Annotated in this window: 14 protein-coding genes; all 14 read right to left on the reverse strand. The window is 75.3% G+C overall.

Annotated elements, in window-relative coordinates; all coding sequences use genetic code 11:
• Positions 1–24 precede the first annotated feature (24 nt).
• Positions 25–1,635, reverse strand: coding sequence for a transcription antitermination factor NusB (locus M2302_RS06865; RefSeq protein WP_280837093.1), 1,611 nt, complete (start codon positions 1,633–1,635; stop codon positions 25–27).
• A complete protein-coding gene (gene fmt, locus M2302_RS06870; RefSeq protein ID WP_280837094.1) occupies positions 1,632–2,558 on the reverse strand; it encodes a methionyl-tRNA formyltransferase in 927 nt (308 codons plus the stop codon). Before fmt ends, M2302_RS06865 begins: the two co-directional genes overlap by 4 nt.
• Positions 2,559–2,563: 5 nt before the next feature.
• Positions 2,564–3,124: a peptide deformylase gene (gene def, locus M2302_RS06875; RefSeq protein WP_280837095.1), complete on the reverse strand. Its 561-nt coding sequence runs from the start codon at positions 3,122–3,124 to the stop codon at positions 2,564–2,566.
• 43 nt (positions 3,125–3,167) lie between these two features.
• The gene (locus M2302_RS06880; protein WP_280837096.1) at positions 3,168–4,439 is read right to left on the reverse strand and encodes a cytochrome P450; all 1,272 of its coding nucleotides are present in this window, start codon (positions 4,437–4,439) and stop codon (positions 3,168–3,170) included.
• Positions 4,440–4,583: 144 nt separating this feature from the next.
• On the reverse strand, positions 4,584–5,567 hold the full coding sequence (locus M2302_RS06885) for an AAA family ATPase (protein ID WP_280837097.1): 984 nt from the start codon (positions 5,565–5,567) through the stop codon (positions 4,584–4,586).
• 204 nt (positions 5,568–5,771) lie between these two features.
• The gene (locus M2302_RS06890) at positions 5,772–7,931 is read right to left on the reverse strand and encodes a primosome assembly protein PriA (RefSeq protein ID WP_280837098.1); all 2,160 of its coding nucleotides are present in this window, start codon (positions 7,929–7,931) and stop codon (positions 5,772–5,774) included.
• Positions 7,932–7,996: 65 nt separating this feature from the next.
• Entirely contained in the window at positions 7,997–9,187 is a 1,191-nt protein-coding gene (gene metK, locus M2302_RS06895) for a methionine adenosyltransferase (protein ID WP_280837099.1), read from the reverse strand.
• A gap of 99 nt (positions 9,188–9,286) precedes the next feature.
• Entirely contained in the window at positions 9,287–10,495 is a 1,209-nt protein-coding gene (coaBC, locus tag M2302_RS06900) for a bifunctional phosphopantothenoylcysteine decarboxylase/phosphopantothenate--cysteine ligase CoaBC (RefSeq protein ID WP_280837100.1), read from the reverse strand.
• Between the two features lie 14 nt (positions 10,496–10,509).
• A complete protein-coding gene (gene rpoZ / locus M2302_RS06905) occupies positions 10,510–10,773 on the reverse strand; it encodes a DNA-directed RNA polymerase subunit omega (RefSeq protein WP_007075826.1) in 264 nt (87 codons plus the stop codon).
• Positions 10,774–10,820: 47 nt separating this feature from the next.
• Positions 10,821–11,354 (reverse strand): guanylate kinase, encoded by a 534-nt coding sequence (locus M2302_RS06910; RefSeq protein WP_280837101.1) that lies wholly within the window; start codon positions 11,352–11,354, stop codon positions 10,821–10,823.
• Positions 11,355–11,379: 25 nt separating this feature from the next.
• Positions 11,380–11,697, reverse strand: a complete 318-nt coding sequence (gene mihF / locus M2302_RS06915) for an integration host factor, actinobacterial type (RefSeq protein WP_088962722.1) — start codon at positions 11,695–11,697, stop codon at positions 11,380–11,382.
• 169 nt (positions 11,698–11,866) lie between these two features.
• Positions 11,867–12,700, reverse strand: a complete 834-nt coding sequence (gene pyrF / locus M2302_RS06920; protein WP_280837102.1) for an orotidine-5'-phosphate decarboxylase — start codon at positions 12,698–12,700, stop codon at positions 11,867–11,869.
• 94 nt (positions 12,701–12,794) lie between these two features.
• A complete protein-coding gene (locus M2302_RS06925; RefSeq protein WP_280837103.1) occupies positions 12,795–14,069 on the reverse strand; it encodes an adenosylmethionine--8-amino-7-oxononanoate transaminase in 1,275 nt (424 codons plus the stop codon).
• Positions 14,070–14,112: 43 nt separating this feature from the next.
• Complete coding sequence (locus tag M2302_RS06930) at positions 14,113–15,150, reverse strand: quinone-dependent dihydroorotate dehydrogenase (protein ID WP_280837104.1); 1,038 nt, start codon at positions 15,148–15,150, stop codon at positions 14,113–14,115.
• Between the last annotated feature and the right edge of the window lie 24 nt (positions 15,151–15,174).

Raw genomic sequence — 15,174 nt, forward strand, 5'->3', positions numbered from 1 at the left:
GCGTTCCGCTGCGCTGCCCGCCGCTCAGCCGCGACGCAGCACCGCGAGGAACATCGCGTCCGTGCCGTGCCGGTGCGGCCAGAGCTGCACCGTCGGGCCGTCGCCCAGGCCGGGCATGCCGGCCGGCAGCAGCGTACGGGCGTCGACGAAGTCCGCCGGCACCTCGGCGCGCCGGGCCGCCTCGGTCACCGTCACGTGCGTCTCCACCACGTGCGGGGAGCAGGTGACGTACGCGACCAGGCCGCCGGGACGGGCCGCGCGCAGGGCCGCGGTGAGCAGTTCGCGCTGCAACCGGGTCAGCGGCGGCAGGTCCGACGGCTGACGCCGCCAGCGCGACTCCGGCCGGCGGCGCAGCGAGCCCAGGCCGGTGCACGGGGCGTCCACCAGCACCCGGTCGAAGTGCCCCTCCGGCAGCTCCGGGTCCGCGCCGACCGTGCGGCCGTCGGTGTGCAGCACGTCCACCGGCAGGCCCCGGGTGGCCTGCTCGACCAGCCGGGCGCGGTGCTCGGAGACCTCCACGGCGGTCAGCCGGGCGCCGCGCTGCGCGGCGAGCGCGCCGAGCAGGCCGGACTTGCCGCCGGGGCCGGCGCACAGGTCGAGCCAGCGCCCGTCCGGGCCGTCCAGCGGCGCGACGGCCAGCGCGTTCGCCACCAGCTGCGAGCCCTCGTCCTGCACGTGCGCGCGCCCCTGCGCCAGCGCCGGCAGGTCACCCGGCGCGCCCCCGGAGAGGTACACCGCGTACGGCGAGAAGGCGCCGGGCGCGCCGCCCACCTCGTCGGCCAGCTCCACCGGGTCGGCCAGGCCGGGCCGGGCGCACAGGTGCACCGGAGGTCGCTCGTTGTCCTCGATCAGCAGGCGGGCGGTCTCCCCGAGGTCCCCGCCGAGCGCCTCGGCGAAGGCCCGCACGATCCACTGCGGATGGCTGTACGCCAGCGCCAGGTGACCGACCGGGTCGGTCTCCATCGGCGGGGCGAGCTTGGCCACCCAGGCGTCGGCGTCCCGGCCGGCGATCTCCCGCAGCACCGCGTTGGCGAAGCCGGCGGCGCCCGGCACGACCGAGCGGACCAGGTCGACGGTCGAGGAGACCGCCGCGTGCGCCGGCACCCGGGTGTGCAGCAGCTGGTACGCCCCGAGCCGCAGGGCGTCGCGGGCCGGCGGGTCGATCCGCTCGATTTCCCGCCCGGCGGCATCGGTGATGATCGCGTCCAGGGTGCCGGTGTGGCGCAGCGTGCCGTAGGTCAGCTCGGTGGCGAAGGCGGCGTCCCGGCCGACCAGCCCCTCCTCGCGCAGGATCGACGGGAGCACCAGGTTGGCGTACGCGTCGTCCCGGTGCACGGCCGCGACGGCCTGGTAGGCGGCGTACCGGGGCAGGTCGACGGCCGGGCGGGCGGGACGGCCGCCGCGCCGGTCGAAGCCGGGACGGCCACCACCGGGGCGGTCGCCGCGGTAACCGCCGCCGGTCGGGCGGTCGCCGCGGTAACCGCCGGTCGGGCGGTCGCCGCGCGGCGCGTCGGAGCGGCGGGGTGCGGACCGGTCGAACCGGTCACTGCGGGGGCCGTCCGCGCGACCGGCGGACCGGTCGCCGCGGGGACTGTCGGAACGGGAGCTGTCGGGACGGTCCGAGGGGGTGCTCACGCGAGCACCTCGCCGGCGCCGACCCGGACGCCGCGCGCCCAGTCGGTCGCCGGCATGGCCTTCTTGCCCGCCGCGCGCACCTCACCGAGCTGCACCGGCACGGTCGCGGTGCCGGCCAGCACCCGGGACTTCTCCACCAGCAGTTCTCCCGGCCTTAACTCGGGGCCGTTGCCGACCAGGGTCACCGGGCCGAGCTTGACCCGGTCGCCGCGGAAGGTCGTCCACGGCCCGGGGGCCGGCGTGCAGGCCCGGATCCGCCGGTCGACGGCGAAGGCGGGATCGGTCCAGCGCACCCGGGCGTCCTCCACGGTCAGCTTCGGGGCCAGGGACACCCCGTCGGCCGGCTGCGGCTCGGCCCGGGCCGTCCCGGCCTCGATCGCGTCGAGGACGGCCACCAGCAGGCCCGCGCCGGACTGGGCGAGGCGCTCCAGCAGGTCGCCGGAGGTGTCGGTCGGCCGGATCTCGTCGGTGAGCGTGCCGTAGACCGGGCCGGTGTCCAGGCCCTGTTCGAGCTGGAAGACGCTCGCGCCGGTCAGCTCGTCGCCGTGCAGCACGGCCTGCTGCACCGGGGCCGCGCCACGCCAGGCGGGCAGCAGCGAGAAGTGCAGGTTGATCCAGCCGTGCCGGGGGATCTCCAGGGCCACCGGCGGCACCAGCGCGCCGTACGCGACCACGGGCACGCAGTCCGGCGCCAGCTCGCGCAGCCGGTCGAGGAACTCCGGCTCGCGGGGCTTCGCCGGGGTCAGCACCTCGATCCCGCGCTCGTCGGCCCAGGCGCCGACCGGCGAGCGGACCAGGCCGCGACCGCGCCCGGCCGGGGCGTCGGGGCGGGTGACCACGGCCAGCAGCTCGTGCCCGGAGGCGGCGACAGCGTCCAGGGCGGGAACGGCGACGGCCGGCGTGCCGGCGAAGATCAGACGCATCCGCCTCACCGCCCCAGACCGAAGGGGCTGCCGGAGGCGTGCGGGTTGAGCTTGACCGTGGGCGGCGCGGCCGGGTCGTACCACTCGGCCTGGCGGATGGCCTTCATGGCCTCCTTGCGCCCGGCCGGGTCCAGCCGGTCGACGAAGAGCACCCCGTCGAGGTGGTCGGTCTCGTGCTGCACGCAGCGGGCCATCAGCCCGGTGCCGACGATCTGCATCGGGTCGCCGTAGCCGTTGAAGCCCTTGGCGATGACGTTCTGCCGGCGCTTGGTGTCGAAGTAGAGCCCGGGGATGGACAGGCAGCCCTCCGGGCCGTCCTGCTCCTCCTCGTCGGGGAACTCCAGCACCGGGTTGACCAGGTGCCCGAGCACGTCGTCCACGTCGAAGGTGAACACCCGCAGGCCCACACCGAGCTGGGGCGCGGCCAGGCCGGCGCCGCTCTGCTCCCGCATCGTGTCGGTGAGGTCGGCGATGAGCCTACGCAGCTCGGTGTCGAAGTCGACGACCGGATCGGCCGGCGTGCGCAGCACCGGGTCCCCGAACAGACGGATGGGCTGGACGGTCACGCGGTGTGGCTCCTTCGGCTGTACGGACGGGTGCCGTACCAGTCTACGGAGTGCCGGGGGCCGCCCCGGCCGGCGTACCGCGATGCGCCGCCGCCGGCTCCGTGTCGATGATCACCGGCAGGGTCTCGTAGCCGCGCAGGGTGAGCCGGGTCCGGTGCCGGGGCCGGCCGGCCAGGGCGAGGCCGGGCAGCCGGCGCAGCAGCAGCGGGAAGGCGACCTGCGCCTCCAGCCGGGCCAGCCCGGCGCCGAGGCAGTAGTGCGGCCCGGCCCCGAACGACAGCGGGTGGACCTGCGGGCGCCACGGGTCGAACCGCTGCGGCTCCGGGTAGCGCCGGGGGTCCCGGTTGGCCGCGCCGAGCAGCAGCAACGCCCAGCTGCCCGCCGGCAGCTCGACCCCGCCGCAGCGCACCGGCGCCTCGTTGATCCGGGTGGTGAGCTGCACCGGCGAGTCGTAGCGCAGCAACTCGTCGACGTACCCGGGGGCGAAGTCGGGATGCTCGCCCAGCGCGTCGGCCGCGCGCGGGTGGTCCAGCAGCACCACGAGGCCGTTGCCGAGCAGGTTGGTGGTGGTCTCGAAGCCGGCGACCAGCAGCACCACCAGGTTGGCCAGCAGCTCCTCGCCGGAGAGCCGGTCGCCGTCGGCGTCGTGCACCTGGACCAGGGCGGTGGTCAGGTCGTCGGCGGGCGCGGCGCGGCGGGCCCGGACCAGCGCGGCGAAGTAGTCGCGCAGCTCGGTGGCGCCCCGGTCGGCGACGGCCAGCTCCTCGGTGGTGATCTCCGGCTCCAGCACCCCGGTCAGGTCGGCGGCCCACCGCCGGAACAGCGGCCGGTCGGCCGCCGGCACGCCGAGCAGCGCGCAGATCACCCGCACCGGCAGCGGGTACGCGAACTCGGCCAGGAAGTCGACGGGCTCACCGTCGCGGGCCCGCTCCAGCATCGCGTCGACCAGCTCGTCGGCCTGCGCCTCGACCACGTCGCGCATGGCGGCGATCCGGCGCGGGGTGAAGGCGCCGGCCGCGAGTCGCCGCATCCGGCTGTGGTCGGGCGGGTTGGTGCGCAGCATCGACCGGGAGATCGACGCGACGGCCGGGCTGTCCCGCCAGCCGGGGAGGAACTGGTCGCGCAGCGCGTCGTCCAGCACCCCGAAGCGGGAGTCGCGCAGGATCTCGTCGGCCTCGGCGTACCCGGTGACCACGTAGAACACCGGCCCGGCCTGGACCACCGGCCCGTACCGGCGCAGCCGCTCGTACGTGGGGTACGGGTCGATGCGCCCCTGCGGCGACATGAGCAGGGCGAGCGCCTCGGCTGCGTCCATGACCGGCCTCCCGCGTCGATGCGTCGGAGGCTCCATCATGCGCGTCCGGGCGTCGCCCGGCGACCCCGCGCGACCGACCGCCGCCACGGCGCGCGGTCGCGACGGCGGGCAGCGGGGCCGGCCCGCCGGCGATCGTGGCGACGCTCAGGCGCCGGCGCCGGGCTCCCCCGCCAGCACCGCGGCGCCGCCGAGCAGGGCGTGCTCGGGCAGCGGGAGCTGGATGCCGTGCGCGGCCTCCCAGTCGTAGACGGTGCTCGGCCGGACCTGGGCGGCGAAGAAGTCCACCGCGCTCATCCCGCCGACGACCGGCTCGTCCACCTCGGCGACCAGCTGGGCGGGAACCAGGTTGAAGCCGTTCTGCAGGGCGGCGCTGAGCCGGCGGTGGCCCTCGACGACGAAGAAGTACTCGCCGGTGTAGCCGATCCGCAGCGGCTCCAGGGCCTCGTCGCCGGCCCCGGCCACGTCGCCGACGAACTCCGAGTCCCAGAGCCCGCGCAGGGTGGTGATGTCCTCGGTCGGGTAGACCCGGGCCGGGTCGAGCAGCAGCAGCGGCGGGGCGTCGCGCAGCACCTCGGCGCCGAGCCGGCCCTCGTACGCGTCGACGATGTGCTCGATCACCTCGGGCGCCGAGGCCCGGGTGGTGTCGCAGACCATGTCGTAGTTGCGCAGCCGGGCCTTGTCCACGCCGTAGCGGAGGATGAACCGGTTCCGCTCGCTCTCGCTGCGCTCGCGGAGCTTGGCCTTGGCCTCCTCCAGCGAGGTGTAGCTCTCGGCCGGGCCGGAGGGACGCAGCAGCACCCGGCGGGCCGCCTCGCCCGGCTCGGTGATCATGTGCACCTTGAGTGCGTCGGTGAAGAAGTGCCAGGCCAGCCGGGAGTCCATGACCAGCGACTCGCCGGAGGCGGCGATGTCCCGCTGGAGCTGGTCGACGTAGCCGTCCACGGCCTGGTCCAGCTCGGCGTGCAGGTTGAGCTGGAGGGCGGTCATCTGCCGCTCCTGCGCCATCTGCCGGTAGAGGTCGCCGACGCTGACCCGGCGCAGCCCCAGCCGCTTGGCGATCTCGACGGAGACGGTGCTCTTGCCGCTGCCGAGGTCCCCGTTGAAGACGATCGATTGACGAACGGTCACGACTGGTCCACCCCTGATCACCGGCTGATTGACATCATCGATATGGCGTCGGATCGACGCGCTCCGCCATCGTCGCGCCATCCGTGCGCCCGGGCATGACGGGCGATGTTATCACTTCGCCGCCACCGGTTTGCCGGACGAGGAGTGCGACGGTACCCGCTCCGGGCCGGGTCGCGCCCGGCCGGTGCCGCGGATCACGGCCGGTCAGAAGAGGCTGAGCGGGTCGACCTGGAGGCGCACCGGGTCGGCGGCCTTGCGGGCGCTGCGCACCCCGGCGGCGGTGTGCAGCGCCTCGGCGAGGGCGGCGGCCCGGGCCCGGGGCACCCGCACCAGCATCCGCTCCCGGTCGCCGTCGGCCGGGACCGGGCCGAGCACCTCCGCACCGTCGGGCAGCCGGGCCTCCGCCAGCAGGTCGGCCACCGCGACCGCCGGGCCGGTCACGCTGGCCATCTTCGTCGCCGGCGGGAAGCCCAGCTCCCGCCGCTCGGCCAGCTCCCGGGCGGCGAACCAGGCCGGGTCCCAGCGCAGCAGGGCCTGCACCGGCGCCAGCGCGCCGTCGGCGACCACCACCACGCGCCCGCCCGCCGACGCCGGCCGGGCCAGCGCGGCCGCGCTCAGCCAGCGGCGCAGCGTCTCCTCGCCGGCGCGCAGGTCGGCCCGGGTGAGCAGGGCCCAGGAGTCCAGCAGCAGCACCGCGCCGTAGCCCCCTTCGGCCAGCGGCTCCGCGCCCGGGGTGGCGATCACCAGGCCCGCGCCGCCGGGCACGCTGGCCAGCACCTCCTCCCGGCCGGAGGTGCGTACCGGCACGCCGGGAAAGGCGCGGCCCAGCTCCTCGGCGGTGCGCCGGGCGCCGGTGACCGCCGCGCGCAGCCGCCGACCGCCGCACTCCGGGCAGGCGTACGCGGCGGCGACCCGGCCGCACCAGCGGCAGGCGGGGATGCCCTCGGCGGAGGGCAGCGCCAGCGGGCCGGCGCAGTGCGGACAGCGGGCCGGGGTGCGGCAGTCCGCGCAGGAGATCGAGGGCAGGTAGCCCCGGCGCGGCACCTGCACCAGCACCGGGGCGTCCACCCGCAGGGTGTCCCGGGCGGTGGTCCAGGCCAGGCTGGGCAGCCGGGCCGTCGCCGCGCCGGGGTCGCGGGCCAGCTGGGGGTCGTCGCCGGTCGGCGCGATGCTCGGGGTACGCGCCCGCAGGGTCGCCCGGTCGGCGACCACCTCGCGGGCCCAGCCGGTCTCCACGAGCAACTGCGCCTCGGCGGTTCGGGTGTACCCGCCGACCAGCGCGGCGGCCCCGGCGAGCTGGGCCCGGGTGAGCAGCACGTCCCGGGCGTGCGGGTACGGGGCGCGGGGCTCGGCGTGCAGGTCGTCGCCGTCGTCCCAGATCGCCACCAGGCCGAGCCGGTCGACCGGGGCGAACATCGCCGCCCGGGTGCCGATCACCACGGGTGCCGCGCCGCGCCGGGCGGTGAGGAAGGCCCGGTACCGGCGGGCCGGTCCGAGCGCGGCGGAGAGGCAGACGTGCCGGTCCGGGCCGAGCGTGCCGGTCAGCGCGGCGTCCAGCCGGTCCAGGTCCCGCGCGTCGGCGACCACGACGACGGCGCCCCGACCCCCGGCCACGGTCGCGGCGACGGCGTCGGCGTACCGGGCGGCCCAGTCCTCCCCGGCCAGCGCCGACCAGACGGCGCGGGGCGGGCGGCCCTCGGCGAGCGCGCGCAGGAACGCCGGGCCGGCCGGATAGTCCCGCCAGCCGCGCGGGTCGACGGCGGGCGGGGCCGGTGCGCCGCTCGGCTCGGACGCGTCCGGCGCGGCGCCGGCCCGGGTCGGGTCGGGTGCGGCGGCGACCCCGGCCGGCCCGGTCGGGTGCGACGCGGCGGCGACTCCGGTCGGCCCGGACGCCTCCGACGCGGCACCGACGCCGGCGGACGGGGACGGCGCGGCGGCGACCCCGTGCGTCGGCGGCGTGTCGGGGGTCGGGGACGTGCTGACCTCGTCGGGCGTCGTGGCGGTGTCGGCGGCGGAGGTGTCCGCGTCCACCGTCGCGGCCTGGGCGCGCAGGTCCTTCTCGACCCGGGCGTGGCGGGGCGGGACGGCGAGCCGGAGCACGTCGGCCAGGCTGCCGGCGTACCGGTCGGCGACGGCCCGGGCCAGCCGGGCGATCTCCGGCGCCAGCACCGGCTCCGGGGAGACCACCTTCTCCACGTACGCCAGCCGGCCGGTGTGCCCGGAGTCGTCGGCGCGGTCCAGCAGCCAGCCGTCGACCAGTTGCCCGGCGAAGCGCACCTTCACCCGCACCCCGGGCACGGCGTCAGCGTCCAGCTCGGCGGGGACCAGGTAGTCGAACGGGCGGTCGAGGTGCGGCAGCGGCACGTCGACGCAGACACGAGCGACCGGCGACCCCTCAGCGGGTCGCCGGTCGCTGCGCCTGGTGCCGGTCAGGCTCCCGCTACCGACTTGAGGTCGGCGGCCCGGTCGGTGCTCTCCCAGGTCAGGTCCGGCAGCTCGCGGCCGAAGTGGCCGTACGCGGCGGTCTGCTGGTAGATCGGGCGGAGCAGGTTGAGGTCCCGGATGATGGCGGCCGGGCGGAGGTCGAAGACCTCGGTGACGGCCTTCTCGATCGAGGCGACCGGCACGGTCTCGGTGCCGAAGGTCTCGATGAACAGGCTGACCGGGTGGGCCTTGCCGATCGCGTAGGCGACCTGCGCCTCGCAGCGCTCGGCGAGGCCGGCGGCCACCACGTTCTTGGCCACCCAGCGCATCGCGTACGCGGCCGACCGGTCCACCTTCGACGGGTCCTTGCCGGAGAACGCGCCGCCGCCGTGCCGGGCGTACCCGCCGTAGGTGTCGACGATGATCTTGCGGCCGGTGAGGCCGGCGTCGCCCATCGGGCCACCGATCTCGAACCGGCCCGTGGGGTTGACCAGCAGCCGGTAGCCCTCGGTGTCCAGGCCGAGGCTCTCCAGCTCGGGGGCGATGACGTGCTCGCGCACGTCCGGGGTGAGCAGCGAGTCCAGCGAGATGTCCGCAGCGTGCTGGCTGGACACGACCACGGTGTTGAGCCGGACCGGACGCAGGCCGTCGTACTCGATGGTGACCTGGGTCTTGCCGTCGGGCCGCAGGTAGGGGATGGTGCCGTCCTTGCGCACGGCGGCCAGCCGGCGGGCCAGCCGGTGCGCCAGCGCGATCGGCAGCGGCATCAGCTCGGGGGTCTCCGAGCAGGCGAAGCCGAACATCATGCCCTGGTCGCCGGCGCCCTGCGCGTCGAGCGCGCTCTCCGACGCACCGGTACGCAGCTCGAAGGCGTTGTCCACACCCTGGGCGATGTCGGCGGACTGGCCGCCGATCGAGACGCTGACGCCGCAGGAGGCGCCGTCGAAGCCCTTCTTCGACGAGTCGTACCCGATCCCGAGGATGGTCTCCCGGACGATCGTCGGGATGTCGGCGTACGCCTTGGTCGTCACCTCGCCCGCGACGTGCACCTGCCCGGTGGTGATCAGGGTCTCCACCGCGACACGGCTGTGCGGGTCCTTGGCCAGCAGGGCGTCCAGGATGCCGTCGCTGATCTGGTCGGCGATCTTGTCCGGGTGGCCCTCCGTGACCGATTCGGACGTGAAAAGACGTGTCACGGCACTCCTAAGCACTTGAGTCTCTCTGGAAAGGTCGCTCCGCGGCAGTTTAGTCATCCGGTTCCAGGGTGCCGCAGCCAACGCGAAAGTGACCAGCGTTCAGGACAACGCGGGCAGCCGGGTCACCACGAGGTCCCAGACCCGGTCGGCCAGGTCTTCCTTGGACTGTTCGGGAAGGGTGGTCACGCTGCCGTCCGCGCCCACCACGGTCGCCGCGTTGGTCTCGGCCCCGAAGACCTTGTCCACGCCCACCTCGTTGATGACGATCAGGTCGGCCCGCTTGCGGGCGAGCTTGGCCCGGCCGTTGGCCTCGGCGTCGCCGGTCTCGGCGGCGAAGACCACCAGCAGCTGCTCCGGGCGGCGCTGCCGCCCCAGCTCGGCGGCGATGTCGGGGTTGGTGACCAGCGCGATGGTCGGCGCGCTGCCGTCCTCCGACTTCTTGATCTTGCCGGGGGCGTAGGTCGCCGGCCGGAAGTCGGCGGGCGCGGCGGCCATCACCACCACGTCGGCGTCGGCGGCGGCCTCCAGGGTGGCCTTGCGCAGTTCTTCTGTGGTGCCCACCCGGACCAGGTCGACCCCGGCCGGGTCGGGCAGGGCGACGTTCGCGGCGATCAGGGTGACGCGGGCGCCCCGGGCGACGGCCGCGCGGGCGAAGGCGTACCCCTGCTTGCCGGAGGAGCGGTTGCCGAGGAAGCGGACCGGGTCCAGCGGTTCGCGGGTGCCGCCGGCGGTCACCACGACGTGCCGGCCGGCCAGGTCGGCGGGGGCGTCCAGGCCCCGGGCCAGGGCCCGGCGGGCGACGGCGAAGATCTCGGCCGGGTCGGGCAGCCGCCCCTTGCCGGTGTCGGCGCCGGTGAGCCGGCCGACCGCCGGTTCGATCACCCGTACGCCGCGCGAGCGCAGCGTCGCGACGTTGGCGACGGTGGCCGGGTGCTCCCACATCTCGGTGTGCATCGCCGGGGCGAGCACCACCGGGCAGCGCGCGGTGAGCAGCGTGTTGCTGAGCAGGTCGTCGGCGAGGCCGTGGGCCGCCTTGGCGAGCAGGTCGGCCGTCGCCGGGGCGACCACCACCAGGTCGGCCCGCTGGCCGAGCCGGACGTGCGGCACCTCGTGCACGTCGGACCAGACGTCGTCGGCGACCGGCTGGCCGGAGAGCGCCGCCCAGGTCGGCGCCCCGACGAAACGGAGCGCCGACGCGGTCGGCACGACCCGGACCCGGTGGCCCGACTCGGTGAAGAGCCGCAGCAGCTCACACGCCTTGTAGGCGGCGATGCCGCCGCCGACCCCGAGGACGATCTCGGCGGGCATCGGCGGAGCGGGTGTTACGGCTGGTCGGTCGGTTCGGCGGTGAGCAGGCCCGCGTTGATCTCACGCATCGCGATCGAGAGCGGCTTCTCCTGCGGGGTGGTCTCCACGAGCGGGCCGACGTACTCCAGCAGGCCCTCACCGAGCTGGCTGTAGTAGGCGTTGACCTGGCGGGCACGCTTGGCGGCGAAGATCACCAGCGCGTACTTCGAGGTGGTCTTCTCGAGGAGCTCGTCGATCGGCGGGTTGGTGATGCCCTCGGGGTTGGCGATGGATCCCACGAAATACCCTCTGCGTCTGAAGTGTCCGCGCGAGCGCGGCTGGTCGCTCAACCGCGCAGTCGCGGCTGGGCGGGAGCCAGATAGGAAGAACCGAGCAAGCCTACCAGTTCGGCCACGACCCGCTCGGTGAGGTCGTGGACCACGGTGTGTCCGACGGCCGCGAGGACCGCCGGGTCCGGACGGTGGCCCGGAGGCGTCAGCAGGACCAGCCGGATGTCCGGCAGAGCCTCCCGGACGGCCAGCGCGCCGGGCAGGTCGAGCGGGAGCAGCACCGGCCGGCCGTCGGCCAGCCGGGACCGCAGCGGCTCGCGGGGCGTGCCGCGGCGGTGCCCGCCGATCCGCGACCACTCCAGCAGCTCGCCGGCGGCGACCATCCGGTCGAAGCCGACCGGGTCCACGAAGTGCCGGTCGACGCCGTCGACCTCGTCGGGGCGACGGGGCCGGGTGGTCACCGGCACCGGCACCCACACGGACGGAGAACGCGCCCGGACCAACTCGACGACACTCTCCCGCGCGGCGCCCGAGGGCCCCGCCAGGACAGTGAGCCGAGCCGCCGGGCGCGCCTCGTCATCCGTGCTCACCGCTTGTTTCTACACGTTGCGGCGTTCAGTTGGCGGCGAACTCTCCAAGCAGAGCCTTGCGCTGCTGCTCGCCGAGCCCGCGCAGGCGACGGCTGTCGGCGATCTTGAGCTTCTCCATGATCTGGGTAGCCCGGATCTTGCCGATGCCCGGCATCGCCTGCAGGACGGCCGAAACCTTCAGCTTGCCGACGACGTCGTCGGACTCGGCCCGCTCGAGGACGGCGGCAAGGGTGGTCTTGCCCTGCTTGAGCTGCTCCTTCAGCTCAGCACGGGCCTTGCGGATCTCCGCGGCCTTCTCCAGCGCGGCAGCGCGCTGCTCGGGGGTCAGTGACGGGAGCGGCACCAGTTCTCCTCAGGTCCCTATCGCGGCGGGCGGGGCGCACCGCCGCTCTGTGAAACGTGGTGTCGCTGGCAACCAAAGGGGTCCGTGGTTCCCAGCGCGGGGAAAACTAGCGGTCGCGGGCGGTTTCGGCAACGTGGGCGCGCCAAGATCGGAAAAAGTGACCGAGCCGTCAGTCAGCCAGAACGTCCCGACAGTCGGCCAGCACGCGGTCCACGGCGGCCCGCAGAGCGGCCTCGTCCGGGCCGGCGTTCAGCACCTCGCGGGAGTACGACGGCAGCACCGACGACAGGCTGGAGCCGAAGACCGTCCGCAGGTCCGCGGCCGTCGCACCCTGGGCGCCGAGGCCCGGGGCGAGCAGCGGCCCGTTCACCTTGGACAGGTCGTGACCGGTGTCGCCGATCGTCGCGCCGACCACCAGCCCGAAGCTGCCGAGCGGCTCCGCACCGCTGTTGAGCTGGGAAATCTCGTCGATGACGGTCTGCGCGACGGTGCGCCCGTCAGCCGTCCGGGCGCGCTGGACCGCGGCACCCTCCGGGTTGGAGGTGAGCGCCAGCACGAAGACGCCGCCGCCGTGGGTGGCCGCCAGCTCGAACATCGGGGCCAGCGATCCGACCCCCAGGTAGGGGCTCGCGGTGATCGCGTCGACGTGCAGCGGACCGGACGGGTCGAGGTAGGCCGAGGCGTACGCGGCGACGGTCGAGCCGATGTCGCCGCGCTTCACATCCAGGAGAACGAGCGCGCCACAATCTCGTAACTGTCGGATAGTTGACTCAAGAATTCCGACACCTCGGGCACCGAACCGCTCGAAAAAGGCCGACTGGGGCTTGACCACGGCGACCCGGTCCGCAAGCGCTCCCACGACGGTGCGCGCGAACCGGTCCAACCCGTCGACGTCGTCCGGCAACCCCCAGCGGGCCAGCAGCCCGGGATGCGGGTCGATGCCCACACAGAGCGGCCCCCGCTCGGCGACGGCGCGGTGCAGCCGGGTCCCGAAACTCTCCATCGGCGTTCCTCTCCTCACGCTCGCGCTCGGTGGCCGGCCCGTGCCGGCCCCGTCCTGCCCGCCGGCCCGTGCCGGCCCCGTCCTGCCCGCCGACTCAGCCGGCCTTCACCGCCGCGCCGATCCCGGCCGCGATCCGGGCCAGGTCGGCGTCGTCGGTCACGTACGGCGGCATGGTGTAGACCAGGTCGCGGAACGGGCGCAGCCAGACGCCCTGCGCCACGGCGGCGGCGGTGGCCGCCGCGATGTCCACCTCGTGGTCGAGCTGCACCACGCCGATCGCGCCCAGCACCCGCACGTCGGCCACCCCGGGCGCGCCGCGCAGCGGCTCCAGGCCGGCCCGCAGGCCCGCGCCCACCCGGGCGACCTCGGTGGCCCAGTCACCGGCTCGCAGCAGCTCCAGGGACGCGTTGGCGACCGCGCAGGCCAGCGGGTTGCCCATGAAGGTGGGCCCGTGCGCCAGCACCCCGTCGGCGGAGATGCCCCGGGCGACCCGCGGGGTGCACAGCGCGGCGGCCAGGGTGAGGTACCCGCCGGTCAGCGCCTTGCCGACGCAGAGCACGTCCGGGCTCACCCCGGCGTGCTCGGCGGCGAACATGACGCCGGTACGGCCGAAGCCGGTGGCGATCTCGTCGAAGACCAGCAGCACCCCGTGCGCCCGGGTCACCTCGCGCAGCACCCGCAGGTACTCCGGGTGGTGGAAGCGCATCCCGCCCGCGCCCTGCACCACCGGCTCGACGATGACCGCGGCCAGCTCGTCGGCGTGCCGCTCCACCGCGTCGGTCAGCGCCGCCACGTACGCCGGGTCGGGCGGGTCGTCGAAGCCACCGGGCGGGACCGGCGCGAAGACCTGCCGGGGCAGCACGTCGCCCCAGAGGTGGTGCATGCCGCCCTCCGGGTCGCAGACGCTCATCGGGTGGAACGTGTCGCCGTGGTAGCCGCCCCGCCAGGTGGCCAGCCGGCGGCGTTCCGGGCGGCCGGTGGCCCGCTGGTACTGCAGGCACATCTTGACGGCGACCTCGACGCTGACCGAGCCGGAGTCGGCCAGGAAGACGTGTTCCAGCCCGTCCGGGGCCAGCTCGACCAGCGTCCGCGCCAGGCGCACGGCGGGCTCGTGGGTGAGCCCGCCGAACATCACGTGGCTCATCCGGCCGAGCTGGTCGGTGACCGCCGCGTCCAGGACCGGGTGCCGGTAGCCGTGGATCGCCGCCCACCAGGACGACATCCCGTCGACCAGTTCCCGGCCGTCGGCCAGCCGCAGCCGGACGCCCTGGGCGCTCTGGACCACGTACGGCGGGTGGGCCGGGGGCAGCGCCGCGTACGGGTGCCAGACGTGGGCCCGGTCGGCGGCCAGGATCTCCTCGGGCGTCACACGCTCTCCTTCGTACCGTCGAGGGTTGCCCGGCCGGGAGGTGTCACCCGGCCGGCACCGGCGCGGTGGCGCCCGCCGACGCGCGGGCCGCGGCCCGGACCAGGCCGGGGCCCCGGTAGATGAAGCCGGTGTAGAGCTGGATCAGGCTGGCCCCGGCGTCGAACATCCGGGCGGCGTCGTCCGGGTCGAGGATGCCGCCGACGCCGACCACCGGCAGCCGGCCGCCGGTCTCCCGGTGCACGAAGGCGACCACCTCGCGGGCCCGGGTGGCGAGCGGGCGGCCGGACAGCCCACCGGTCTCCGCGCCCCGGCCGGCGTCGGCCGGGGCGAGCCCGTCGCGGGCGAGGGTGGTGTTGGTGGCGATCACACCGGCCGCGCCGCGGGCCAGGCAGACCTCCAGCAGCTCGGCGATGGCCGGCTCGGTCAGGTCCGGGGCGATCTTCACCAGCACCGGCTTCTCCCCCACCAGCGCCGCCAGCAGCGCGTCCAGGTGCGACTTGTCCTGCAGGGAGCGCAGGCCGGGGGTGTTCGGCGAGGAGACGTTGACCGCGAAGTAGTCGCCGTGCGCCCGCAGCGCCCGGTACGAGGCCAGGTAGTCCTCGACCGCGTCGGCCAGCGGGGTCACCTTGGACTTGCCCAGCGAGATGCCCAGCGGCGCCCCGATCGGGCGGGGCAGCGCCGCCAGCCGGGCCGCCAGGGCCTCGGCGCCGGCGTTGTTGAAGCCCATCCGGTTGACCACGGCCTCGCTGTCGCGCAGCCGGAACAGCCGGGGCCGGGGGTTGCCCGGCTGGGCGTGCGCGGTGACCGTGCCGACCTCGACGAAGCCGAAGCCCAGCGCCGGCCAGGCCGGCAGGGCCACGCCGTTCTTGTCCATCCCCGCGGCCAGCCCCACCGGGTTGGGGAACTGCACCCCGAACACCGTGCGCGGCGCCCGCACCTGGTACCGGGCCCGCAGCGCCGCGAGCGCCGCCGGCCGCCGGGAGAGCGCCGCCAGCCGCCGCAACGTCCACTCGTGCGCCGCCTCGGCGTCCCCGCCCCCCACCCGGAACAGCTGAGGCCGCACCACCTTCTCGAAGATCACGCCCCGGCTCCCGCCGGCTCGGTG

Origin of the sequence: Micromonospora sp. A200 (assembly GCF_029893845.1) — a bacterium.
Taxonomy (GTDB): Bacteria; Actinomycetota; Actinomycetes; order Mycobacteriales; family Micromonosporaceae; genus Micromonospora; species Micromonospora purpureochromogenes.

What these genes read in the sequence shown, in the direction of transcription:
- fmt (WP_280837094.1), bottom strand. Translation starts at nt 2,558, where the DNA reads ATGCGTCTGATCTTCGCCGGCACGCCGGCCGTCGCCGTTCCCGCCCTG.
- M2302_RS06880 (WP_280837096.1), bottom strand. Translation starts at nt 4,439, where the DNA reads ATGGACGCAGCCGAGGCGCTCGCCCTGCTCATGTCGCCGCAGGGGCGC.
- coaBC (WP_280837100.1), bottom strand. Translation starts at nt 10,495, where the DNA reads ATGCCCGCCGAGATCGTCCTCGGGGTCGGCGGCGGCATCGCCGCCTAC.
- pyrF (WP_280837102.1), bottom strand. Translation starts at nt 12,700, where the DNA reads ATGGAGAGTTTCGGGACCCGGCTGCACCGCGCCGTCGCCGAGCGGGGG.